Source organism: Streptomyces sp. NPDC002680, assembly GCF_042889145.1.
GTDB lineage: Bacteria > Actinomycetota > Actinomycetes > Streptomycetales > Streptomycetaceae > Streptomyces > Streptomyces adonidis.
On sequence record NZ_JBIAQP010000010.1, the window covers coordinates 351,233 to 374,595 of the forward strand.

Here is a 23,363-nt window from a genome sequence, read left to right on the forward strand (position 1 = left end):
GCACTCGGGATCGCGATGCGTACCGAGTGTCAGGAGGCCTTGGTGCGGACTCGGACTGCGGCTGCTCAGAGGGGCCCGGCGACGGAGTGCCTGCCGTTGGGAACGTAGCTCACCGTGCTCGGAACGACGCCTGTGCGTTGGCCGCCTGGGTCCGTGTCACCCCCGCCGGTGGTCACCCCTCTGCTTCCCACGGGTCAGCCCTTGATCGCCCCGGTGAGTACACCGGTCTTGAAGTGCTTCTGCATGAAGGGATACACCAGCAGGATCGGGACCAGCGTCAGCACCACCACGGCCATCTGGAGTGACTGCGGTGCCGTCTGCATGTGGGTGCCGCCGTAGCCGTTGTTGACCGATCCGGGCATGGTCAGGCCGTAGTTGACGTATTGCAGGAGCACGTACTGCAGTGGCCACTTGGCGCTGTCGGTGGGCATGTAGAGCATCACGTTGAAGAAGGCGTTCCAGTAGCCGACGGCGTAGAAGAGGGCCACGACCGCGGTGACCGCGCGGGAGGTGGGGAGCACCACCGACCACAGGATGCGCCATTCGCTGCATCCGTCCATCCGGGCCGCGTCGATCAGATCCGCGGCGGTGCCGGAGTAGAAGGAGCGCAGGACCAGGATGTTGAAGACGGAGACGGCGCTGGGCAGGATCAGCGCCCAGTACTGGCCGTAGCCGCCGAGGCCGGTGACGACCAGGTAGGTGGGGATCAGCCCGCCGCTGACGAACATGGTGACGATCAGCACCATCAGGATGCTGCGGTGGCCGAGCGAGCGGGACCGGGAGAGGCCGTAGGCGCACAGCACCGAGACCACCATGGACAGCACTGTGCCGATGACGGTGATGAAGAGGCTGACGAGGACGGCGCGGGTGACCGGGCCGTCGGTGAACATCTGCCGGTAGGCGCCGAGGGTGAGACCGTCGGGCCAGAGCACCAGTCCGCCGGCGCGGTTGATGGCGCCGGGGGTGGAGAAGCTGGTGAGTACGACGATGTAGAGCGGCACCAGGACGGCGGCGAGGACCAGGACGAGGACGCCTCCCTTGAGAGTCTGACCGGCGACGGTCGGCTCCTCCTCCCACACGGCACGGCCGCGGTGGCGGTCGGGCCGGAGGGCCGAGGTGGTCTGCGTGGGAGTCAGTGTCTGGCTCATCTGCGATACAACCCGTCCTCACCGAAGGCGTGCGCGATCCTGTTGGCGCCCCAGATCAGGAGCAGGGAGATCACGCTCTTGAACAGTCCGGCCGCGGCACCGTAGCTGTAGTTGTTGGTGGCGATGCCGTAGTAGAAGGAGAAGGTGTCCAGCACGTCGGCGGTGTCGTGGCCGACGGCGTTGCGCTGGATCAGGAACTGCTCGAAGCCGACGGACAGGGCGTTCCCCAGGCGCAGTACGAGCATCAGCACGATGACGCCCCGCATGCCGGAGAGGGTGATGTGCCACATCCGGCGCCAGCGGCCCGCGCCGTCGACGGCGGCGGCCTCGTAGAGGTTCTGGTCGATGGCGGCGAGGGCGGCGAGGAAGACGATGACGCCCCAGCCGGCTTCCTTCCACACGGCCTGGGAGGTGACCAGCAGTGCGAAGGTGTCCGGGTCGGTCATGATGTTCCAGGGGCCCAGGTCGTGCTGGGCGAGGAAGTGGTTGAGCACTCCGGCGCCGCCGAGCATCTCCTGGAAGAGGGTGATGGCCAGCACCCAGGAGAAGAAGTGGGGCAGGTAGACCACGGACTGGATGAAGTTCCGCAGCCGTTCGCTGAGCACCGTGTTCAGCAGCAGCGCCAGCCCGATCGGCACGGGGAAGAAGAGGATCAGCTGGACGAAGCTGAGCCAGAGGGTGTTGCGCAGCGCCTGCCAGAACAGCGGGTCGTCGAAGAGCTGCCGGAACTGGTCGAGGCCGGCCCAGTCGCTGTGCACCACCCCGACCAGCGGGTCGTAGTACTCGAAGGCGGTGATGAGGCCGAAGAGCGGGGCGTAGTTGAAGACCAGCAGCAGCGCGACCGCCGGCAGGGTCATGATGATCAGTGACTTGTCCCGGCGCAGTTGCAGCCGCAGACTCATGCGGTTCGCCGGGGGAACCGACTCCTCGCCGCCCTCGACCGCTGCCGGCGTGGGTTCCTTCTTGTCCTTGGTGGTGATCGTTGCGGCCACCGCTCCTCCTCGCTGTGCGGCGGCCGCTGTCACGCGGCCGGTCCGCACGCCGTCGTCTGCTACTGGCCGCTGCCGCTCTTCTCCAGTACGGCGGTCCGGTACCAGTCGGTGAGCCGGTCGCCGCCGCTGGACTTCCAGGACGCGATGGCGGCCTGGACGTCCGAGACCTTCTTGATGCCGTGGTAGCAGTCCTTGATCGCGTCCTCGACGGCCTGCGCGGTGTCGGCAGTGGCGAAGCGCTTGGGCACGGTGATGTTCATGTTCCAGAACACCGGTTTGTAGACGTACTTCACGGTCCGGGCCGACCAGGCCGTGTAGTCCTCGGTCACCGCGTTGGCGCCCGGGTTGCTGACGACCTGCGGGGCGGAGGCCAGGAAGTTGAACGTCTGCTGCTGTGCGGTCTTCTTGCCCTCCTCGGTGTAGGAGGGAATGCCGTTCACCATCGTGTAGTGGACACCCTCCACGCCGTAGACGACCTGCGTGTACTCGGCCGAACCGAAAGGCGCGGCAAGGTAGTTGGCGACGGCCAGCAGCTCCTCGATCTGGTCGCCCTTGAGCTTGGCGTTGAGGTAGCTCATGATGCTGGTGGAAGGGCCGAGGAAGGTCTGGGGCTTGGACCTGCCGTCGGCGGAGATGACGTCGAAGGCCGCACGGCGGTAGTTCTTGTTCGCGGCGACGCCGGACTGGTGGTCCGCGAGATTCCACGCGCCGGTGCCGCCGCCTTCGATCAGGGCCTTGCCGGCGTAGAACCGGGAGAGGCCGTTGTTGGTGTCGCCCGCCCGCGCGTCCGGGTGGACGTAACCGGCCTTGGCAAGCCGGTAGTGCCAGTTCAGGGCCTCCAGGAACTCGGGCTTGTCGTACTTGTGGACGAGCTTGCCCTTCTCGATGGTGAACTTGTTGGGGACTCCCCACGCCTGGTACAGGTAGGTCCACACGTCGTCGAAGGCCCACACGCCGCGCTTGGCGTCGGTCAGCTCCTTGCCCAGGTTCCACAGGTCGTCGGCGGATCTGACCTGGTCCGCTGTGATGCCCCGCGCCCCCAGGACGTCCGCGCGGAAGAAGACGGCCCCCGCCACGGCCATGCCGCCGGCGAAGGAAGGGATGCCGTAGATCCTGTCCTGCCAGGCGGCGGCCCGCCAGGCGCCGGTGGGGATCGCGGCCAGGTTCGGATACTTCTTGATCTTGTCGCCGGACAAGTACGGGGTGAGGTCCGCCAGTTGGGTGCCCGCCAGCGCGCTGACATTGAAGGTGGCGTTCCACCAGGACGGCAGCTGGACCCAGTCCGGCAGCTTCTTGGACGCGGTCATCGTCGGGACGACGGTCGCGTAGTCGTTGCCGTTGGCCGGCTTCATGGTCAGGTCGATGCCGAGGGCCTTGTTCATGGCCCGGTAGTAGGAGTTGTCCGGAGAGGGCAGGGTCCCCCAGATCGGTGTCACGGCGGTGTAGCTGCCGCCTTTGCCGGGGGTTCCCCGCACCGTGGTCACGGGGTGGGCCGGGTAGGACAGGAAACCCGGGCTGGTGAACGCTCCGTCGGGTCCGGTGACCGACGGGATGTCGGGCTTCACCGAGGTGCTGGCCTGGTACTTGGGAAGCGCGGCGGCCAGCCCCGACCTGGAGTTGGTTCCCCCCTTCGAGCCGGAGGAGCCGTTTCCGCACGCGGACAGCAAGGGGGACAGGGCGGCGGCCCCGGCGACGGCGATGGCGCCGTTCACGAAGGCTCTGCGATTTGTTGCGATGTTCATGGTGGGCGGTCCTTCGGCTCTGAGGTTCTGTGACGAACGTCGTGCGAGGGCTGCGCGGTGGCCGCCCGACCTCGGTGCGGGAGGCGTGAGCGGCTTCGAGGACGTTGAAACGCGGCATGGATCGTTGCCCGCCTGTCGAAGCGCTTCGACATCGCCGAGAGATTAAGCGCGTCCTGGGGCGCCGGGCAAGGGTCGTGCAGGAAACCGAAACGCTCATTTAGAAACAGAAGTTTCTTGGAAACTTTCTCTTGACGTCTCGTCAAGCCCATGCCAGCGTCGAAGCGCTTCAACACGCGGCATCGAGGCCCTGCGACCCGGCCGTACGGTGCCGTCCACCCCCGTCGTCGCACTCCGCAAGGGACCTCACCTGTGAGTACCGCTGCCGTCTCCGCCACGCTGCCCTTCCGCGACCCGGGGCTCCCGCTGGCCGAACGCGTCGAAGACCTGCTCCACCGGCTCACGCCGGAGGAACGCGTCGCGATGCTGCACCAGTACGCGCCCGCCGTTCCCCGCCTGGGTGTCGCCGAGTTCCGCACCGGCACCGAGACCCTGCACGGCGTCGCCTGGCTCGGCGAGGCCACCACGTTCCCGCAGGCCGTCGGGCTGGGCGCGACCTGGGACGAGGACCTGGTCCGCGAGGTCGCCGAGGCGGTCTCCGTCGAGCAGCGCGCCTTCCACCACCACCGTCCCCCGGTCATCGGCACCGGTCGCAACAGCCTCCAGGGCTGGGCCCCCGTGGTGAACCTGCTGCGCGACCCGCGCTGGGGCCGCAACGAGGAGGGCTACTCCGAGGACGCCCTGGTCACCTCGCGGCTCGGCGCCGCCTTCTGCCGCGGTATGTCCGGCGACGACCCGGACCACCTGCGCACCGCACCGGTCCTCAAGCACTTCCTCGCCTACAACAACGAGGACGACCGCTGCACCACCTCCTCCGGCCTGCGCCCCCGGGTCCTGCACGAGTACGACCTCGCCGCCTTCCGGCCGGCCGTTGCCACCGGCGCGGCCACCGGCGTGATGGCGGCCTACAACCTGGTCAACGGCCGTCCCTGCCACGTCAGTCCGCTCCTTGAGCAGCAGCTGCGGGAGTGGGCGAAGCCCACCGGCCACGAACTCTTCGTCGTCAGCGACGCCGATGCCCCCTCGAACCTGGTCGACCCGGAGCACTACTTCGACGACCACGCCGAGTCGCACGCCGCCGCGCTGAAGGCCGGCATCGACAGCTTCACCGACCACTTCGAGGACAGCGCCACCACCTTCGGCCGGATCAGCGCCGCCCTGGAGCGCGGCCTGCTGTCGATGGCAGACGTGGACCGCGCCGTGAGCCGTCAGTTGTCGATACGTTTCCGGCTCGGCGAGTTCGACCCCGAGCAGGACCCGTACGCGGGTATCGGCTGGGATGTCGTCAACTCCCCAAAACACCAGGCGCTCGCGCTGCGCGCGGCCACCGAGTCGATCGTTCTGCTCAAGAACACCGGCGTGCTGCCGCTCGCCACCGACCGACGCGTGGCCGTGGTCGGGCCGCTCGCCCGCACCCTGTTCGAGGACTGGTACAGCGGCAGCCACCCGTACCGGGTCACCGTCGCCGACGGCCTGGGCGTCGAGGGCATCGAGGGTATCGACCGGATCGTGCTGCGCACCGCCGACGGCCGCGCCCTCACCGCCGTGGGCCCGGAGGGACGGCTGGTTGTGACGGATGCCCAGGACGCCGACCCCGCCGCCCAGTGGGACCTCTTCGACTGGGACCTCGGAGTGCTCACCCTGCGCTCCGCCGCCACCGGCCGTTACGCCTCGCTGCGCGACGACGACCAGCAGGTCGCCGCCGACCGGGACCAGCCCGGTGAATGGGAGGTCCACGAAACCTTCCGCATCGAACCCGCCGGGGACGGAGCGGAGTTGCTCTTCAACATCTGCAACAGCCGTTACGCCCAGGCGGATCCGGACACCGGTCTCCTCACCATGACCGCCGAGACCCCGGAGCAGGCCGTCCGGTTCACCCGGACCGTGGTGCGCGACGGTGTCGCCGAGGCCGTCGCGGCCGCGCGGAGCGCCGACACGGTCGTCGTGGTGGTCGGTAACGACCCGCACATCAACGGCAAGGAGACCACGGACCGGGCCGGTCTGCGACTGCCGCCCCAGCAGGACCGGCTGCTGCGCGAGGTCGTCGCGGTCCATGACGACACCGTGCTGGTCGTCATGTCCAGTTACCCCTACGCGCTGGACTGGGCCGACGAGCATGTGCCCGCGGTGCTGTGGATCTCGCACGCCGGCCAGGAGACCGGCCGGGCCCTGGCCCGCGTGCTGTACGGCGAGGCCGACCCGGCCGGCCGCCTCCCGCAGACCTGGTACCGGGGCGACGACGAGCTGCCCGGCCGCCTGGACTACGACATCATCAAGGCCGGCTGGACGTACCAGTACCACCAGGCCGCCCCGCTCTACGCCTTCGGCCACGGCCTCTCCTACACCCGCTTCGACTACACCCAACTCGCCCTGGACCAGAAAGGGTTGGGTCAGGACGGCGAGATCCGGGTCCGGGTCTCGCTGTGCAACGCCGGGCCGCGCGCGGGCACGGAGACCGTGCAGCTCTACGCCCGAGCCCTGGACGCCCGCTACCACGCTCCCCGGCTGAAACTCGTCGGCTTCCGCAAGGCGCGCCTGGCACCGGGCCAGACAGCGGAGCTGGAGTTCCGGCTGCCGGTCGCCGAGACGCTGTCCCACTGGGACGTGGTCACCGGTGCCTTCACCGTGGACCCCGGCCGCTACGAACTGGTGCTCGCCCACTCGGCGGCGGCTCCCGCCCTGACCACGCAGCTGACCGTCACCGGCCCCGCCCCACGGTCACGCCGCGCGCTCGAAAGCCCCCTGTGCGCGGTCGACTTCGACGACTACGAGGACCTCGCCCTGGTCGACGCCACCCGGGAGGACGGCGACGCGGTGACCCCGGCCGATGAGACCGCGACGCTGCTCTTCCGCCAGGTGGACCTGAGCGGCGCGGGCCGGCTCGCGGTCGAGGTGTCCCGGACCGGGGAGGGCGCCGCCGCCGTGCTCGAACTCCACACGGGAGACCGCAGGCTGGCGTCCCTCGATGTGCCCGTCACGGGTGACCGCTACGCCTGGACCACCGTCACCGCCCCGCTGGCCGAGCAACTGGAGGGCGTTCACGACCTGCGGATCGTCCTCACCGGCGAACAGCGGCTGCGCACGCTGACCTTCGCACCCTGAACCGCCGTCCGGATCCACCGAACCACAGACCAAGAACCGAAGGGACCTGACGAGGTGTACGACGAGAAGGCGACGACATCCGCCACCAACCCGGTGATCCCGGGTTTCCACCCCGACCCCAGCGTCTGCCGTGTCGGCGAGGACTACTACCTCGCCTGTTCGAGCTTCGAGTACTTCCCCGGCATTCCCCTCTTCCACAGTCGGGACCTGGTGCACTGGACCCAGATAGGCAATGCCCTGGACCGGCCCGGCCAGCTTCGCCTGCCCAGGGAAACCCCCTCCTCCGGCGGTCTCTACGCACCCACCCTGCGCCATCACGACGGACGGTTCTGGCTGATCGTCACCAATGTCGCCCCCGGTGAGGGCAATCTGGTGGTCAGCGCGACCGATCCCGCCGGCCCCTGGACCGACCCGGTCCGCCTGCCCGGAGTCCCCGGCATCGACCCCGACCTGGCCTGGGACGAGGAAGGCAACTGCTGGTGCACCATCTCCGGGGTCGCCCAGGTCCGTATCGACCCGAGCACGGGCGAGACCTTCGGTGAGCCGCAGCCGGTGTGGTCCGGGACCCCGGGTGCCGCCGCCCCGGAGGCCCCGCACCTGTACCGGATCGGCGACCACTGGTACCTGATGATCGCCGAGGGCGGCACCGAGCGCGGCCACGGCGTCTCCATCGCCCGCGGCACCTCTCCCAACGGCCCCTTCGAGCCCTGCCCGGCCAACCCGATCCTGACCCACCGCAGCACCAACCGGCCGATCCAGAACACCGGCCACGCCGACCTCGTCCAGGCCGCTGATGGCTCCTGGTGGATGGTGCTGCTGGGCGTCCGTCCCCAGGGCGGCACCCCCGGGTGGCACATCCTGGGCCGGGAGACCTTCCTTGCCTCCGTCTCCTGGATCGACGGCTGGCCCGTCGTCGGTGAGGTCGACCCCGAACTCCCGCAGATGCCCTGGCCGTTGGTACCGACCACGGCACCGGCCGAGCGCGACGACTTCGACTCGAACGAGCTGCGGCCCTCCTGGATCTCGCTGCACGACCGCCCGGCCGAGCACTACTCCACCAAGGAGCGCCCCAGCCATCTCACCCTGCGCGCCCGCGGGACCTCCCTGGACGAGCCCGGTGTCATCTTCCTCGGGCGGCGCCAGCAGCACCTCGGCTTCGAGGCGCGGACCTCCGCCGACTGCTCCGAAGGCACCGGCGGCCTGGCCGTCCGCCTGGACGACCGGCACCACTACGCCATCGAAGCCACGTCCGAGCGCACGGTCCGGGTGATCGCCCGCGTCGGGTCGCTGCGCTCCATGTCAGCGGAACTACCGCTGCCCGCAGGTCCCTTCGTGCTCACCGTGCGCACCGGAAAGGCCCCTGGGCCCCACGACTCCCGCACTGGTCCCGACTCCTTGGTCTTCGGCGTCGAGGCGCCCGACGGGACGACGACGGACGTGGCCTCGCTGGACGGCCGCTACCTCTCGACCGAGGTCGCCGGAGGCTTCACCGGCCGGGTCGTCGGCCTGTACGCCGTCGACGGGGCCGTGCACTTCGACTGGTTCGACTACGTCCCCGGCTCCTGCTGACGAGGAGTCCTCAGCTCTGCGAAACCCACCCGCACAGAAGGGATCTCACCATGCACCGGACACAACGCCTCACGAGGCGTGGGCATGAGAACGGCCACCGAAGCCCCAGACCGCTCCGCCGGTTCGTCGGCCTGTTGCTCGGGCTCATAGCCGCGACCCACCTCGCCTGGGGCGGCGCCGCCTTCGCCGCCTCACAAGCGCCCCAGGCGTCCGCGGTGCCCTCCGACCGCATGGCCGTTGTCAAGGCCATGGAGCCCAGCTGGAACCTCGGCAACACGCTGGACGCCATCCCGGACGAGACCTCCTGGGGCAACCCGCCGATCACCAAGGCCCTGCTCGACACCGTGAAGGCCCAGGGCTTCCGCAGTGTCCGGCTCCCCGTCACCTGGGGCAGTCACCAGTCGTCGACGGCGCCGTACACCATCGAGCCCGCCTTCATGAACCGAGTCAAGCAGGTCGTCGACTGGGCCATCGCGGACGGCCTCTACGTGGACCTCAACCTCCACCACGACTCGTGGACGTGGATCGCCGACATGCCCTCCGACCACGACGGAGTGCTGGCCCGGTTCAACGCCACCTGGACCCAGATCGCCGACGCCTTCAGGGACGAGCCGCGCCTCCTGCTCTTCGAGAGCGTCAACGAACCGCAGTTCAACAACGCCACCGACGCCCAGGACCAACAGCTGCTGAACGAACTCAACACCTCGTTCCACCACATCGTCCGCGCCTCCGGCGGCGGCAACACCGACAGGCTGCTGCTCCTGCCCACCGTGTACTGCACGCCCAGCCAGTCGCTGCTGGAGAACCTCTCGGCCGAGATGGCCTCGCTGCAGGACGACAACCTCGTCGCGACCGTGCACTACTACGGGTTCTGGCCCTTCAGCGTCAACATCGCCGGCTACACCCGCTACGAGACCGTCTCGCAGCAGGACATGACGCAGGCCTTCAAGCACATGCACGACATCTTCGTCGCCAAGGGCATCCCGGTGTACCTGGGGGAGTTCGGCCTCCTCAACTACCCGGACTTCAACCACCCGGCCACGGTCGAGCGCGGCGAGGCGTTCAAGTACTTCGAACAACTCGGTCACGAGGCCCGGGTCAACGGGGTAACCACCGCACTGTGGGACGCCTTCAACTACCTCAACAGGGAGACCCTGCAGTGGCGTGACCTGGAGCTGATCAACCGGATCAGGTCCGCCTGGACCACGCGTTCCGGGACCGCCTCCAGCGACACCGTGTACCTGCCCAAGTCGGGCACCATCGGCGCGCAGACGCTCACTCTGAACCCGAACGGAGCCTCCTTCCGCGGGGTGTGGCAGGGCAACCGGAAGCTCACCCAGGGCCGTGACTACACCGTCTCCGGAGACCGGGTCACCCTCACCGCCGCCGCTCTCACCCGCCTCGCCGGGGACCGCGGCTACGGGGCGAACTCGACCATCCAGTTCCGCTTCTCCTGCGGTCTGCCCTGGCCCGTCCACATCCGCACGTACGACGCACCCGTGCTCTCGAACGCGTCCGGCACGAGCAGCGGCCTGGTCGTCCCCACGGACTTCCGGGGTGACGAACTGGCCACCATGGAGGCGAGGTACGCGGACGGGTCCAACGCCGGCACCGCCACCTGGACCTCCTACCAGCAGTTCAACACGACGTTCTCCCCGGACTACCCTGGCCGGGCGATCGGCCTCACCCCAGCCTTCCTGGGCAGTCTCACCGACGGCGCGCCGGTCACCCTCACCTTCCACTTCTGGAGCGGCACCACCGTGACGTACCAGGTCACCCGCTCCGGCACCACGGTGACGGGGTCGAGCACCTGACCCTGAGGATCCACGTCGGCCCGGTCGCGGTGCCATTACCCGTGACCGGGCCAGTCACGAAACACGAAGCGCCGCGGAACAAGTGGGAGAAACACGCGCGGCGGTCGCTCACCGGCCTGAAGTGCCACAATGAACCGGGGAACGACGAAAACACAAAGAGCTGCGGCAGCGAGGGAAGGCGAGCGTGGCGGACAACGGGGCGGATGCGTCGGCGGAGCACGTGGGAGACGTTCCCGACGAACCTCGGGGACCGGTCACCATCGCGTACATCGCGGAGACGGCAGGAGTCTCGATCCCCACCGTTTCGAAGGTGCTCAACGGCAGGTCGGGCGTCTCCAGCGGCACCCGCACCCGCGTCGAGGAACTGATCAACCGCTACGGCTACAAGAAGCCGCCGGGCAGCCGGAACACCACCATGGAGCTGGTGTTCCGCGAGCTGAAGAGCCTGTGGGCGGTCGAGATCATCCGTGGCGTCGAGCGAGTGGCCAGCAAGAACCGGGTGGGAGTGATGGTCTCGGAGTTCGGGCTCCATGACGCACCCACACGGACCGTGGAAGACATGGTGGGCCGCCGACCGCACTGCGTGCTGTCCGTCGCCCAACTGTCCGACGAGGAGCGCGAGCAACTCAGCGTCAAGGGCATCCCCTTCGTCGTCTTCGACCCGACGGAGGAGCCCCCCGACGACGTGCCCTTCGTCGGCGCCACCAACTGGCGCGGTGGGCAGTCGGCGACCCGGCACCTGATCGACCTCGGGCACCGCCGCGTAGCGATGATCGGCGGACCCCGGGATGTCTCCTGCTTCCGTGCGCGGCAGGCCGGTTACACCTCCGCCCTGGAGGCGGCAGGCCTGCCCACCGATCCCGGCCTCGTGATCAACGCACCGCTCACCAGGGAAGGCGGCAGCGAAGCCGCGCGTGAACTGCTGGTGCGGAGCGAGCGGCCCACAGCCGTCTTCGCCTCGAACGACCTGCAGGCACTGGGTGTCTACCAGGCCGCCCGCGAACTGGGACTCACCATTCCCGACGACCTCAGCGTCGTGGGTTTCGACGACCTCCCTGTCGTGGCGTGGGTGGACCCACCGCTGACGACCGTTCACCAGCCGCTGACGGAGATGGCGGCGGCAGCCACCGAACTCGCGCTCTCTCTCGGCCGCGGCGAGAGGCCGGCGCAGATCGGCGTGGAGATCGCCACCACGCTCACCGTGCGCGGCAGCACGGCGAAACCCCCGGAGAAGCCGAGGAAGGTCTGAGGCCGCTGATGTGGCCCACGGGCCACACGCCTTCAGGACGACACCCCTCCGGCGTTCACGAGTGCATGCCCCTACGAACCAGCCGCCCTGCCGTCCACGTGCCCCGCCTGATCGTCCGGTACGTCGAGATCCACGTGCCGGTGACAGCGGTCACCACGGCCCGGCCCGTCGCGAGGTCCTGCGGATGACGTCGGTGGCAGGCGAGCAGCACCTTAAGCGCTGTGGTCCGCTCAGAAGGTGAGTATCACCCGTCCCCGGAGGCCGCCCGCCTCCAGCAACCGGTGTGCTTCGACGGCCTGTTCGGCCGGCAGCGTCCGCGCGACCCGCGGGGTGAGCCGGTCCGCCTCCGCCAGTTCGCGCAGGCGGTCGAGCTTGGCGTGTTCGCGTGCGTACTGTGGCACGAACGTGAACCTGGTCTCGATGCCGCGTTCGGCGGGCACCTGGGTGCCGCCGACCGACGAGGCCACCCGGCCGCCGTCGCGCACGGCGCGGACGGCCTGAGCGGCGATGCCCGCGGTGTCGACGAGTCCGTCGACACCCTCGGGTATCTCCACGCGTACCAGGTCCGGGTACTCGGCGCCGCGTGGCAGTACGACGTCCGCCCCGAGTTCCTTCACCAGCAGTTCGTCCTTCGGTGCCGCGTCGGCGATCACCCGGAACCCGTCGGCCTTTGCCAGCTGGACGGCGTAGCCGCCGACCGCGCCTGCCGCTCCGGTGACCGCCACAGTGGCGCCTGCGGGAAGTTCCAGCAGGTCCAGCGCCATCCGGGCGGTGAGCCCGTTCATCGGCAGCGTGGCGGCCTCGACGTCGGTGGTGCCCGCCGGTGCGCGGACCACCGACTCGGCGGGAACGACCACGTGTTCGGCGTACGCGCCGTGCGTCCCGGAGACGACCACGACGGCCATGACGCGGTCGCCGACGGCGAGACCGGTGTCGGTTCCCTCGCCGATCTGCTCGACCACGCCGGCCGCGTCCATCCCGGGAACGTAGGGCGGCTCGGCGTCGGAGACGAAGGCGATTCCGCGGCGCACCAGTGTGTCGACGGGGTTGACCGTCGCCGCGTGCACCCGGATGCGGATCTCGCCCGGTCCCGCCTCGGGGACCGGGAGGTCCAGGACCCGCAGTACTTCGGGCCCGCCGAACGCGGTCAGTCCTATCGCCTTCATGGAACGTCCTTCCTCAGAGGTCACTCATTCGACCGCCGCGCCTCCCGACAGGCGGATCTCCTCGCTGTCGAGGGCGGCCTGCAGGCGGCGCAGTACGGTGTCGTCGATCCGGCGCTCGTCGCGCAGCCGGACGACGGTGGCGCGTTTGTTGGCGATGAGGGCCAGGCGCAGCGCGAGGTAGTCCTGGTGCTGGAGCACCGCGGGGTCGTCGTGGGCGCCCGCGCTCCTGGCCCGGACGGACGCAAGGTGGGCCTCGTACTCCTGGCGCAGCCACTCGACGATCTTCGGCTCGGACCGCAGACCGGTGGCGAGCTGCGGCATTGCCTTGATCGCCTCCTCGATGGCGGCGGTCTCCGCGAGGTCGTGTTCTTCGTCGACCGAGGTGTCGGGCGGCAGCTTTGCCCAGCGCACCGCCACCGGCAGCAGGAGTCCCTGCACGACCAGCGTCACGAGGATGACTCCGGAGGTGACGAAGACGATGAAGCTGCGGTCGGGGAACGCCTCGCCCGAGTCGAGGGTCTGCGGGACCGAGAGCACCATCGCGAGCGAGACCGCGCCCCGGAACCCGGCCAGCCCGCTGACCACCCGGGTCCGGTGACCGACGCGGAGCGTGCGCTGCTGGGGACGGCGGTCGATCGCGCGGACCAGGTAGGTGGAGGCGTACAGGAACGCGAAGCGTACGGCGACGAGCACCACGCAGATGACACCGACCGCGATCAGCGCGTCCCGGAGATCGGCACGGCCCAGGTCGCGGACGGCGTACTGCAGTTCCACCCCGACCAGGACGAACAGCGCCCCGTTGATGATGAAGGTGGCCAGCGGCCAGAACGCCAGTGCCTGCGTGCGGTGTTCGGCCTGGATGATGCGCGGGGCGACCTGGGACATGATCAGGCCGCTGACGACCACAGCGAGGACGCCGGAGGCCTCGATGAGTTCGGCGAGCAGGTAGGCGGTGAAGGGCGCCAGGATCATGACCAGGTTGCCCAGCAGGGGATCGGTCAGGCGGCGCCGCAGGTTCATGTTCACCCATGCGACCGCCACCCCGACCGCGGCCCCGCCGCCGTAGGCGAGCAGGAACAAGCCGCCGACGTGCGGGATGCTCAGGTGTTCCTCGCCGACCGTGATGCCGACGGCGAGACCGTAGATGACCAGGGCCGTGCCGTCGTTGACCAGGCTCTCCGCGCGCAGGATGGTGACCTGGCGGCGCGGCAGGGCGCGGGCGAGGACACCGACCGCCGTCGCGTCGGTCGGCGCCATGGCCGCGCCGAGCACCCACGCCGGTCCCCACGGCAGGCCGAGGGCGTGCCCGGCAGCCGCGACGGCCCACGCGGTGAGGATGACGAGTACGGTGCTCAGTTGCAGGATGCCGCGGAGGTTGGTGCGGATCTCCCGGAGGGAGGTGGTCAGGCTCTCCCAGTACAGCAGCACCGGGAGGAAGAGCAACAGCACGACTTCCGGGGGCAGTTGCGCGTTCCGTACGGCCGGGACGAATCCCAGGAGCACGCCCGTCACGAGCAGGACGACGGGCGGGGCGATGCCGAGGCGCTGTCCCACGGCGTTGCCGACCAGCACGGCCACGCCCAGGACCACGACGAGTTCGAGGCCGAGCAAGGGGTTCCCTCCTGGGATTCAGCGGGGTACGAGCTTCAGGGTCGTGTCCCGCGACGCCACCATGGGATTCACGTAACTCGCGCCGTAGCGGCCGTACTTGGTGCGGTAGGCGGAGTCGACGCGGTCGTTGACGTCGGGGTCGGTGACCTCGACGAGGGTGACGTCCTTGTCGACGCCGCCGGAGCGGATGTGGCCCTCGTGGCCGGCCCGGGCCGCGCGGTACCAGGCGCCGGCGCTGCCGCGGAAGGAGCGGACGTAGAGGTCGTCGCCGTCGCGGACGACCCAGATCGGCACGGGCGTGCGCGGCGTTCCGTCGCTGCGCGAGGGGGCCATCCGCAGTTCCTCGGCGTGCTCGATCCGGGTCAGCTCGTCGTTCGTCCAGGTCGTCATGGGTGTGCCTCCTCTACGACCGTGCGGCGGGGGTGTGCCCTCGTGGGCGTGAGCGCGGTCGGCGCGGCTCACGCCCACGAGGTGAACGGGGTCAGGGCGTCAGCAGGGTCTTGATGGCGCGGCGCTCGTCCATCGCCTTGTAGCCCTCGGCGACCTGGTCCAGGGGCAGGGCGAGGTCGAAGACCTTGCCGGGGTTGATGCGGCCGGTCAGGACGCGGTCGATCAGGTCGGGCAGGTAGCGGCGTACGGGGGCGGGGCCGCCGCGCAGGCCGACCTGGGAGAAGAACAGTTCCTGGCCGTCGACGGCGACCTCGTGGGGGACGCCGACGAAGCCGACGTTGCCGCCCGGTCGCGCGGAGTGCAGGGCCTGGCTCATGGACTCGGCGGTGCCGACGCACTCCAGGACGGAGTCGGCGCCGATGCCGCCGGTCAGCTCCTTGATGCGGGCGATGCCTTCGTCGCCGCGCTCGCTGACGATGTCGGTGGCGCCGAACTCCAGGGCGAGCTTCTGCCGGGAGTCGTGCCGGGACATGGCGATGATCCGCTCCGCGCCGAGTTCCTTCGCGGCGATGACCCCGCACAGGCCGACGGCTCCGTCACCGACCACGACGGCCGTCGAGCCCGGCTTGACCTCGGCGGCCAGGGCGGCCCACCAGCCGGTGCCCATCACGTCGGAGACGGCGAGCAGGCCGGGTACGAGATCGGCGGAGGGGTGCTCGTCCGTGGCGACCAGGGTGCCGTGGGCGTTGGGGATGCGCACGTACTCGGCCTGGCAGGTGCTCATGAACTCGCGGTTCAGGCAGGAGGACTGCCAGCCCTTCGCGCAGTTGGCGCAGGTGTTGTCGGAGGTGGCGAAGGAGCCGACGACGAACTGGCCGGGCTTGACGTGCGTGACCTCGCTGCCGGTCTCCTCGACGACGCCGACGTACTCGTGGCCCATCGGGTGCGGGTCGCCGACGGGCTCCAGGCCGCGGTACGGCCACAGGTCCGAGCCGCACACACAGGTGGCGACGGTGCGGATGATCGCGTCCGTCGGCTTGACGATCCTGGGCTCGGGGACGTCCTCCACCCGGATGTCGCCGGGGGCGTGGATCAGCGTTGCGCGCATGTCTTTTCTCCTGATGCGTTTCTTGTGTGGGGGTGGCTCGGGCGCGGGTGGGGTCTTCGCGCCGGCGGGTGGTCCTTGCCGGTCGGCGGACGCTTCAGGAGTTCCATCGTGATTCTCTTCGTGCGTAGCTGTGCTGCTGCTAGCGTCGACGGCCTGAGAAATGCAATTCCCGGTCTCTGACTCTGCCACCGCCCGCAAGACCTGTGCACAGGAGAATTCCACCTCGGGGCAGAAGTAACCAGGGATAAAACCTTCCTACCCAGCCGAGTGGCGGGCAGCGCACACTGGGCAGTATGACCAGCAGTGCGCACCGTAAGGAGCTGGGCCAATTCCTGAAGGCCCGCCGGGCCGAGCTCAGCCCCCGTACGGTCGGCCTGCCCGAAACCGACAGGCACCGGCGCGTGGCCGGTCTGCGCCGGGACGAGGTGGCCGTACTGGCCGCCATCAGCACCAACTACTACACCCGCCTGGAGCAGGGCCGTACGGCCCCCTCCGCGTCCCTGCTGTCCGAGCTCGTTCGCGTCCTGCACCTGAGCGACGAGCAGCGGGACCAGCTGTTCGAGCTGGCCGGACGGGAGGCCGGTGGCGCGCGGCGGCGCGCTCCGCAGAGGGCGCACCCCCGGTTGCGTACCGTGCTGAACGAGCTGAGTGTGGCCCCCGGCATGATCCTGGGCCGGCACCTGGACATCCTGGCGTGGAACCCGATGGCCGCCGCCTTGTTCGGTACCGATTTCGCGAAAATCCCCAAGCCGCACCGCAACTACGTCCGCCGGCTCTTCACCGACCCGGCCATGAGAACGCTGTACGCCGACTGGGAGGACTCCGCCCGCAACGTTGTGGCCGTGTTGCGGCAGCAGGCCGCGGCCTGCTGCGACGACCGGAGACTGACCGCCCTCGTCGGTGAGCTGTCGGTCCAGGACGACCAGTTCCGTCAGTGGTGGGGAGGCCGCCATCTGGCCCCCCGCGCCGGAGGCACCAAGGTGTTCAACCACCCGGTCGCCGGTGAGCTCGCCCTTGCCTGGGACGCCCTCACCTGCGTGGCCGATCCCGATCAGCAGCTGATCGTCTGGAGCGCCGAACCCGACTCGCGCGCCTACGAGGGGCTGCGCTTTCTCTCCTCCTGGACGGCGACCAGGCAGGACGACTCCGTGTCCGACACCGCCAGCTGACGGGCGCGGTCTCCTTTCCTGCCAGTACAGGGAAATGGCGGCAGAGCCCGGCGTAAATGGGCTGCTGCGATTTCCGGCACACCCTCTGCGCTTTCCTCCTCGTGATCGGGGAATCGCTACCAGGAACGAATCCCGACCAGGGACAAATCCTTCCTACCTTCGCCGTCGAATTCCGTGCCATGCTTCCGGAGAACGATTCACGCAATCCTTTTCGAGGAGCAATACCCTCATGTCCTCCACCTCTCGCCCCACGGTCGCCGTCGCGTTCCACTCCGGCTACGGCCACACCGCTGTCATCGCCGAGGCAGTGGCGCGCGGTGCCGCGGCAGCCGGTGCCGAGGTGATCTCCATCCCCGTGGACACGATCACCGACGAGCAGTGGGCGCAGCTGGACGCCGCCGACGCGATCATCTTCGGTGCCCCCACCTACATGGGCACCGCCTCCGCCGCCTTCCACACCTTCGCCGAGGCCAGCAGCAAGCGCTGGTACACCCAGACCTGGGCCGACAAGATCGCCGCCGGTTTCACCAACTCCGGTGCCAAGAACGGCGACAAGTCCTCGACCCTGGGCTACTTCTTCACCATGGCCGCCCAGCACGGCATGCACTGGGTCAGCCTCGGCGTTCAGCCGGGCTGGGCCTCCACCGAGGGCAGCGAGGACGACGTCAACCGTTTGGGCTACTTCGTCGGTGCGGGCGCGCAGACCCCGGTCGATGCTGGCCCGGAGGCGGTCCACAAGTCGGACATCGCCACCGCCGAGGGCCTCGGCGCCCGAGTCGCCCGGCAGACCGCGTTCTTCCGCGCCGGCCGCGCCGCCCTCGCCGCCTGAACCCCGAGAACTCTTCCGCAGCCCGACCCGCAAAAGGAGCAGCATCATGTCCGACTCCCCGAACCTCGCCCTCGTCCGTCGGCTCTACGACTCCGGCATGGCCCCGGACGTGGTCGCCGAGGTCATCGACCCCGACATCGTCTGGGACATCACGCCCGGTTTCCCCTACGGCGGCGTCTACAAGACCTGGGCCAGCGTCGGTGGTGACTTCTTCGGCCGGCTCGCGCCCCGCTTCACGTCCTTCGGTGCGGTGGCCGAGGAGTTCTACGACGCCGGTGAGCACGTCTTCGTACGCGGTCACTACCACGCCGTGTCCAAGTCCGGACTGGAGTCGGAGGCGCGTTTCATCCACCTGTGGACGGTCGGCGACGGCAAGCTCACCCACCTGATCCAGGCCGCCGACAGCCACGTCGTCCAGCAGGCCGCGAACAACTGACCGCCCGCACTCATCCCAGGGAGCACCCCCCCCATGGCGAAGATCCTCTTCCTCATCACCGCCGCCGACCACTGGACCCTGGCCGACGGGTTCGAGCAGCCGTCCGGCTTCTGGGCCGAGGAGGCCATCGGTCCGTACGGCGTCTTCAAGGAGGCCGGCTACGAGATCGCCGCGGCCACCCCGGGCGGCGTACCGCCCACCGCCGACGCGCTCAGCCTGACGCCGGACTTCAACGGCGGACCTGAGGGCGCCGAGCAGATGAAGACCGCCCTGCGCGAGGCCACCGAACTGGCGAACCCGATCCGCATCGAGGACGTGAACATCGACGACTACGACGCGGTGTTCGTCCCCGGCGGCTGGGGCCCGATGGAGGACCTGTCCGACGACCCCGCGGCCGGCAGGCTGCTGAGCGACTGGCTCGCCTCCGGCAAGCTCGTGACCCTGGTCTGCCACGGCCCGGCCGCACTGCTGTCCACGGTGGACGCCGACGGAAAGTCCCCGTTCGCCGGCTACCGCCTGACCGGCCTGTCCAACTCCGAGGAGATCCAGAACGGTCTCGCCGACCGGGCGAAGTGGCTGCTCCAGGACCGTCTCGTCGCGGACGTGGGCGCGGACTACCACAAGGGTGAGGACAACTTCGCCCCCCACCTCGAAGTGGACCGCACCCTCATCACCGGCCAGAACCCCGCATCGGCCGTCCCGCTCGCCCGGGAAGTGGTCAAGGCCCTCGGCTGACCACACTCCGCACCACCCCGCACCACACCGCTCAACGTTCGAAGAAAGAGGTAGTACGGATGGACAGCAACGCGACTCTCCCCAGCGTGGGCCAGACCTGGCTGGCGGACCTCGGCCCGGACACCCCGCTCGGCCACTTCACGGTGGAGATCACCTTCGATTCGGCGACCCAGGTCAGCTTCGAGGTGACGGGAGGTGCCATCAAGGGCCGGAAGCAGACGATGGAGTACACCACCACCCAGCTCCGCGACGGCCTGTACGTCGTGCGCTGGACCGAGCCCGACGCCGGTGACCACGTCACCCACATCGAGGACTACACGGAGGGCACCTGCATGGCCAGCTCCGTCATCGGCAGCGAGTTCGTCCAGCTCCACGGAAAGTGGAGCCGCGTCCGCTGAACCCTTGGGCGACGACCGCAGGTCGCGCGTCCTCTTGACGGTGAGGCTTCCAGGGACAAATCTCTCCCCCTGACAACACTCGTCTCCGATGTCAGGGTGATGGCATGAACCGCGATCCTCACCGTCACGATCTTGGGGAATTCCTCAAAGCGCGCCGCGCCGAGCTCGACCCGGCCGCCGTCGGTCTGCCCGACGGCGGCTCGCGTCGTGTCGCGGGCCTGCGCCGTGAGGAGATCGCCGTACTGGCGGCCATCAGCACCGACTACTACGCCCGCCTCGAACAGGGCCGTATCCAGCCCTCGCCGTCCGTGCTGGACTCCCTGGCCCGGGTGCTGCACCTGGACGACGATCAGCGTGCCTACCTGTACGAGCTCGCGGTCAAGGACGACTTCCGCCCTCCCCGCAGGCAGCCGCGCATAAAGGCGCAGCCGCAGTTGCAGCGCATGCTCGACGACATGGCGCACACTCCCGCCTTCGTGATCGGTCCGCGCACCGAGATCGTCGCCTGGAACGCCATGGGCGCGGCCCTGATCACCGACTTCGGCAAGATCCCCGAGAAGCAGCGCTACTACATCAGGCTGCTCATCACCGATCCCGCGATGCGCGAGCTGTACGCGGACTGGGAGGGTGTCACCCGGCTGGCCATCGCCCAGATGCGGATGCACAACGCGAACAACCCCGGGGACGCGCAACTGGCCGCTCTGGTCGGCGAACTCTCGGTCCGGGACAGTGAATTCAACCAGTGGTGGGCAGCCCACAACGTCGCCGTCCGCGACACCGGGACCAAGCACCTGCGCCACCCCGTCGTGGGCGATCTGCATCTCGACTGGAACGCCGTGACCTGGGCTGCCGACCCCGACCTGCAGATCATCGTCTGGACCGCCGAATCCGGCACGCCCACCCACGACAGCCTGCGCATGCTGGCGTCCTGGGCAGCGGACCCCAGCCACTCGACCAGCGGCAGTTCCGCCTGACCGCACGGTCCGGGCACGTCGGGATTGTCCACCGCACGCCCTCCTCCCTCCACACGGGAACCAATTCGTCGGCAAGTGGTCCTTAACCCGGCGGCGCCTCCGCCACAGGATGAGGAGCGATGGCTCGAATCCCGGACGCGCACCGAGGAGCCCTACGGCTCAGGTCGCTGCCCGCGGACGTGTAGGAGAACAGAAGGCATGACCGACTCTTCGATCACCGCGTACGCACGCGCCGCCCCGCTGCGCCGACCCATCCGCGGGCCGTCCGAGCGACCATGATCGAAGCCCTACAGCGACTTGCCCTGATGGCGAGCCAACCAGCAGCGGATTCAGTCCGGTGGCCCAAAGTTCTGAATCCGCACCCCTGATGAGACGCTTCCGCAGGTCAGAAGCCTGCACAGTGGAGCGAGTGGGACTCGCCCTTGCCGATCAACGCTTGTGTTCCTGTCCTTGTGGCCCCTCAATGGCCCCTGGGGGTCAATGAGTTGGACACACCCGCGCTTGGGCGAACCGTGCCCGTAATTTGATCCACGCCCTGCTCAGCGGCCTGTGATGAAGGCTGCGTCGAAGGAGGCGGCGGGCGGCTCGATGGCCGTGAGGGCGCGCACCCGGGCGAGGGCGTCCGGGGCGCCGATGAGGCGGTCCATGCCGGCGTCCTCCCACTCGACCGAGAGGGGACCGGTGTAGCCGATGGAGTTCAGGACGCGTACGCACGCTTCGAAGTCGATGTCGCCGTGTCCCAGTGAGACGAAGTCCCAGCCCCGCCGGGGGTCGGCCCAAGCCAGATGAGATCCCAGGCGCCCGTTACGGCCGTTGAGGTTCTTCTTCGCATCCTTGAAATCGACGTGGTAGATGCGGTCTCGGAAGTCCCAGGCAAAGCCGAGGTAATCCAGGTCCTGCCAGACGAAGTGGCTGGGGTCGAAGTTGATGCCGAAGGTGGGGCGGTGATCGACGGCTTCCAGAGCGCGCTGGGTGGTCCAGTAGTCGTAGGCGATCTCGCCGGGGTGCACTTCGTGGGCGAAGCGCACACCCTGGGCGTCGAAGACATCGAGGATGGGGTTCCAGCGTTCCGCGAAGTCCTCGTAGCCACGCTCGATCACCGAAGCAGGCACCGGCGGGAACATGGCTACGGTGTGCCAGATCGACGACCCCGTGAAGCCGGTGACGACGTGTGTACCGAGCGCGGCGGCGACCCGGGCGGTGTCCTTGAGTTCGGCCGCAGCCCGCTGCCGTACGCCTTCGGGATCGCCGTCGGCCCAGATCCGGGCGGGCAGGATGGCGCGGTGGCGTTCGTCGATGGGGTGGTCGCACACCGCCTGGCCGACCAGGTGGTTGGAGATCGCGAAAACCTTCAGGCCGTGCTTGTCGAGCAGAGCCCGCTTGGCGGGCAGGTAGTCGGAGTCGGCAAGAGCCCTGGCGACGTCGAGGTGGTCGCCGGAGCAGGCAATCTCCAGGCCGTCGTACCCCCATCCGGCAGCAAGTTCACACACCTCCTCGAAGGGCAGGTCGGCCCACTGGCCGGTGAAGAGGGTAACGGGACGGGACATCAGCGGTTCCTTCGTTCGTTGCGGGCTTCGTTGCGGGGTTCAAACCGACCCGTGGCGGTCTATGCGCGTGTAGCGACTGCCGTCCGCTGCGCTCGCTTCCACAGCGGCGATCACCCTCTGGACCCGCAGGCCTTCCTCGAACCCCGGAGCGGGATCGGTCCCTTCGGCAATCGCCGTCACCAGATCGCGTGCCTGGTGCACGAATGCGTGCTCGTAGCCCAGCCCGTGTCCCGGCGGCCACCACCCCTCCAGATACGGGTGTCCGGGCTCGGTCACGAGGATGCGGCGGAAGCCCGCGGTGTTCTCGGCGTCCTGGGCGGCGTCGTAGAAGGAGAGTTCGTTCATCGACTCGAAGTCGAAGGCCAGGCTGCCGCACGACCCGTTGACCTCGATACGGAGGGCGTTCTTGCGGCCGGTGGCGTACCGAGTGGCCTCGTAGGTGGCCAGCGCTCCGCCGGTGAAGCGCGCGGTGAACACGGCCGCGTCGTCGACGGTGACCTGGCCGGTCCGCTCGGGGCTGTCGGCGAGCGGGCGAACGCCGACGAAGGTGGCGGTCTGCGCGGAGACTGCGTCGATGGTGTCGCCGAGCAGATACTGGCTGAGGTCGACGATGTGCGAGCCGATGTCACCGAGGGCGCCCGCTCCGGCCCGTTCACGCTGCAGCCGCCAGGTGAACGGTGCGCGGGGGTCGTACAGCCAGTCCTGGAGGTAGGCGGCGCGCACGTGCCGGATGTCGCCGAGGCGGCCCTCCGCGATGAGTTGCCGTGCCAGAGCGAGGGCGGGGACGCGTCGGTAGGTGAAACCGACCATCGCCCGGATCCCCTGTTCGCGGGCCCGGCGTGCGGCTGCCGCCATGGTCTCGGCCTCGGCGACCGTGTTGGCCTGGGGTTTCTCGCACAGTACGTGCTTGCCTGCCTCAAGCGCGGCCACCGCTATCTCGGCGTGGCTGTCGCCGGGGGTGCAGATGTCGACGATGTGCACGTCGTCGCGTCGCAGCACCGACTTCCAGTCGTCGGTGGAGTCCTGCCAGCCGAGCCGCTCGGCCGCGTGCGCGGCAGCCTGCGCGCGGCGTCCGACGAGTACTGTCCTGGCCGGTCGCGCCGGAAGGTCGTAGGCATGGCCGACCGCGCGCCAGGCCTGGGAGTGCACGGCTCCCATGAACGAATGGCCGATGAGTGCGACGCCGAGGTGTTGCACGGGAGGATTCCAATCTGCTCAGGCGTGTCCGACGTGCCGCCGATCCCGGTCACAGGTTCGGCCGGCCGGT

Annotated in this window: 19 protein-coding genes; 10 read left to right on the forward strand and 9 right to left on the reverse strand. The window is 69.1% G+C overall.

The annotated features are described in order from the left end of the window. Positions 1 to 194: 194 nt before the first annotated feature. The 3 genes from ACFYXF_RS27225 to ACFYXF_RS27235 are packed head-to-tail and all read right to left on the reverse strand — an operon-like array spanning position 195 to position 3,882. Positions 195 to 1,148, reverse strand: a complete 954-nt coding sequence (locus tag ACFYXF_RS27225) for a carbohydrate ABC transporter permease (RefSeq protein WP_389353178.1) — start codon at positions 1,146 to 1,148, stop codon at positions 195 to 197. Beyond that, the gene (locus ACFYXF_RS27230) at positions 1,145 to 2,140 is read right to left on the reverse strand and encodes an ABC transporter permease (protein WP_389353180.1); all 996 of its coding nucleotides are present in this window, start codon (positions 2,138 to 2,140) and stop codon (positions 1,145 to 1,147) included. The genes ACFYXF_RS27225 and ACFYXF_RS27230 overlap by 4 nt, the downstream gene beginning before the upstream one ends. A gap of 59 nt (positions 2,141 to 2,199) precedes the next feature. Continuing rightward, positions 2,200 to 3,882 carry an ABC transporter substrate-binding protein gene (locus ACFYXF_RS27235; RefSeq protein WP_389353181.1) on the reverse strand — a complete coding sequence of 561 codons (1,683 nt, stop codon included), beginning with the start codon at positions 3,880 to 3,882 and terminating at the stop codon, positions 2,200 to 2,202. Positions 3,883 to 4,251: 369 nt separating this feature from the next. Here ACFYXF_RS27235 and ACFYXF_RS27240 point away from each other — a divergent pair, with 369 nt between their 5' ends. From ACFYXF_RS27240 to ACFYXF_RS27255, 4 genes are all read left to right on the forward strand, one after another. Further along, positions 4,252 to 7,101 (forward strand): glycoside hydrolase family 3 C-terminal domain-containing protein, encoded by a 2,850-nt coding sequence (locus ACFYXF_RS27240; protein WP_389353183.1) that lies wholly within the window; start codon positions 4,252 to 4,254, stop codon positions 7,099 to 7,101. A gap of 54 nt (positions 7,102 to 7,155) precedes the next feature. After that, complete coding sequence (locus ACFYXF_RS27245; RefSeq protein ID WP_389353184.1) at positions 7,156 to 8,670, forward strand: glycoside hydrolase family 43 protein; 1,515 nt, start codon at positions 7,156 to 7,158, stop codon at positions 8,668 to 8,670. A gap of 50 nt (positions 8,671 to 8,720) precedes the next feature. Further along, positions 8,721 to 10,484 (forward strand): cellulase family glycosylhydrolase, encoded by a 1,764-nt coding sequence (locus ACFYXF_RS27250; protein ID WP_389353186.1) that lies wholly within the window; start codon positions 8,721 to 8,723, stop codon positions 10,482 to 10,484. 184 nt (positions 10,485 to 10,668) lie between these two features. Beyond that, positions 10,669 to 11,733, forward strand: coding sequence for a LacI family DNA-binding transcriptional regulator (locus tag ACFYXF_RS27255; protein ID WP_389353187.1), 1,065 nt, complete (start codon positions 10,669 to 10,671; stop codon positions 11,731 to 11,733). Positions 11,734 to 11,963: 230 nt separating this feature from the next. Here ACFYXF_RS27255 and ACFYXF_RS27260 read toward each other — a convergent pair whose 3' ends face one another. The 4 genes from ACFYXF_RS27260 to ACFYXF_RS27275 all read right to left on the reverse strand — a co-directional run bounded on the left by ACFYXF_RS27260 (position 11,964) and on the right by ACFYXF_RS27275 (position 16,008). After that, on the reverse strand, positions 11,964 to 12,899 hold the full coding sequence (locus ACFYXF_RS27260) for an NADP-dependent oxidoreductase (RefSeq protein ID WP_389353190.1): 936 nt from the start codon (positions 12,897 to 12,899) through the stop codon (positions 11,964 to 11,966). Positions 12,900 to 12,923: 24 nt separating this feature from the next. Continuing rightward, entirely contained in the window at positions 12,924 to 14,510 is a 1,587-nt protein-coding gene (locus tag ACFYXF_RS27265) for a Na+/H+ antiporter (protein WP_389353192.1), read from the reverse strand. An 18-nt stretch (positions 14,511 to 14,528) separates the two neighbouring features. Further along, positions 14,529 to 14,900, reverse strand: a complete 372-nt coding sequence (locus ACFYXF_RS27270) for a DUF2255 family protein (RefSeq protein WP_389353194.1) — start codon at positions 14,898 to 14,900, stop codon at positions 14,529 to 14,531. A 91-nt stretch (positions 14,901 to 14,991) separates the two neighbouring features. Then, positions 14,992 to 16,008, reverse strand: a complete 1,017-nt coding sequence (locus ACFYXF_RS27275) for a zinc-dependent alcohol dehydrogenase family protein (RefSeq protein WP_389353196.1) — start codon at positions 16,006 to 16,008, stop codon at positions 14,992 to 14,994. Between the two features lie 293 nt (positions 16,009 to 16,301). On the opposite strand from ACFYXF_RS27275, the gene ACFYXF_RS27280 reads away from it, so the two are divergent. The 6 genes from ACFYXF_RS27280 to ACFYXF_RS27305 all read left to right on the forward strand — a co-directional run bounded on the left by ACFYXF_RS27280 (position 16,302) and on the right by ACFYXF_RS27305 (position 20,549). Beyond that, positions 16,302 to 17,177 (forward strand): helix-turn-helix domain-containing protein, encoded by an 876-nt coding sequence (locus ACFYXF_RS27280; protein WP_389353198.1) that lies wholly within the window; start codon positions 16,302 to 16,304, stop codon positions 17,175 to 17,177. 229 nt (positions 17,178 to 17,406) lie between these two features. Next, positions 17,407 to 18,006, forward strand: coding sequence for a flavodoxin family protein (locus tag ACFYXF_RS27285; RefSeq protein ID WP_389353200.1), 600 nt, complete (start codon positions 17,407 to 17,409; stop codon positions 18,004 to 18,006). Positions 18,007 to 18,052: 46 nt separating this feature from the next. Continuing rightward, a complete protein-coding gene (locus ACFYXF_RS27290; RefSeq protein ID WP_389353202.1) occupies positions 18,053 to 18,442 on the forward strand; it encodes a nuclear transport factor 2 family protein in 390 nt (129 codons plus the stop codon). A 33-nt stretch (positions 18,443 to 18,475) separates the two neighbouring features. Then, positions 18,476 to 19,177 carry a type 1 glutamine amidotransferase domain-containing protein gene (locus tag ACFYXF_RS27295; protein ID WP_389353204.1) on the forward strand — a complete coding sequence of 234 codons (702 nt, stop codon included), beginning with the start codon at positions 18,476 to 18,478 and terminating at the stop codon, positions 19,175 to 19,177. A 59-nt stretch (positions 19,178 to 19,236) separates the two neighbouring features. Beyond that, entirely contained in the window at positions 19,237 to 19,575 is a 339-nt protein-coding gene (locus ACFYXF_RS27300; RefSeq protein WP_389353206.1) for a hypothetical protein, read from the forward strand. A 104-nt stretch (positions 19,576 to 19,679) separates the two neighbouring features. Then, positions 19,680 to 20,549 (forward strand): helix-turn-helix transcriptional regulator, encoded by an 870-nt coding sequence (locus ACFYXF_RS27305; protein ID WP_389353209.1) that lies wholly within the window; start codon positions 19,680 to 19,682, stop codon positions 20,547 to 20,549. A 539-nt stretch (positions 20,550 to 21,088) separates the two neighbouring features. Here ACFYXF_RS27305 and ACFYXF_RS27310 read toward each other — a convergent pair. Continuing rightward, on the reverse strand, positions 21,089 to 22,096 hold the full coding sequence (locus ACFYXF_RS27310; RefSeq protein ID WP_389353211.1) for a sugar phosphate isomerase/epimerase family protein: 1,008 nt from the start codon (positions 22,094 to 22,096) through the stop codon (positions 21,089 to 21,091). A gap of 39 nt (positions 22,097 to 22,135) precedes the next feature. Then, positions 22,136 to 23,293 carry a Gfo/Idh/MocA family protein gene (locus ACFYXF_RS27315; RefSeq protein ID WP_389353213.1) on the reverse strand — a complete coding sequence of 386 codons (1,158 nt, stop codon included), beginning with the start codon at positions 23,291 to 23,293 and terminating at the stop codon, positions 22,136 to 22,138. Between the last annotated feature and the right edge of the window lie 70 nt (positions 23,294 to 23,363).

Coding starts and splice junctions, on each gene's coding strand:
- ACFYXF_RS27225 (WP_389353178.1), bottom strand. CDS start 1,148: ATGAGCCAGACACTGACTCCCACGCAGACCACCTCGGCCCTCCGGCCC.
- ACFYXF_RS27235 (WP_389353181.1), bottom strand. CDS start 3,882: ATGAACATCGCAACAAATCGCAGAGCCTTCGTGAACGGCGCCATCGCC.
- ACFYXF_RS27250 (WP_389353186.1), top strand. CDS start 8,721: ATGCACCGGACACAACGCCTCACGAGGCGTGGGCATGAGAACGGCCAC.
- ACFYXF_RS27260 (WP_389353190.1), bottom strand. CDS start 12,899: ATGAAGGCGATAGGACTGACCGCGTTCGGCGGGCCCGAAGTACTGCGG.
- ACFYXF_RS27270 (WP_389353194.1), bottom strand. CDS start 14,900: ATGACGACCTGGACGAACGACGAGCTGACCCGGATCGAGCACGCCGAG.
- ACFYXF_RS27275 (WP_389353196.1), bottom strand. CDS start 16,008: ATGCGCGCAACGCTGATCCACGCCCCCGGCGACATCCGGGTGGAGGAC.
- ACFYXF_RS27280 (WP_389353198.1), top strand. CDS start 16,302: ATGACCAGCAGTGCGCACCGTAAGGAGCTGGGCCAATTCCTGAAGGCC.
- ACFYXF_RS27285 (WP_389353200.1), top strand. CDS start 17,407: ATGTCCTCCACCTCTCGCCCCACGGTCGCCGTCGCGTTCCACTCCGGC.
- ACFYXF_RS27290 (WP_389353202.1), top strand. CDS start 18,053: ATGTCCGACTCCCCGAACCTCGCCCTCGTCCGTCGGCTCTACGACTCC.
- ACFYXF_RS27295 (WP_389353204.1), top strand. CDS start 18,476: ATGGCGAAGATCCTCTTCCTCATCACCGCCGCCGACCACTGGACCCTG.
- ACFYXF_RS27300 (WP_389353206.1), top strand. CDS start 19,237: ATGGACAGCAACGCGACTCTCCCCAGCGTGGGCCAGACCTGGCTGGCG.
- ACFYXF_RS27305 (WP_389353209.1), top strand. CDS start 19,680: ATGAACCGCGATCCTCACCGTCACGATCTTGGGGAATTCCTCAAAGCG.
- ACFYXF_RS27310 (WP_389353211.1), bottom strand. CDS start 22,096: ATGTCCCGTCCCGTTACCCTCTTCACCGGCCAGTGGGCCGACCTGCCC.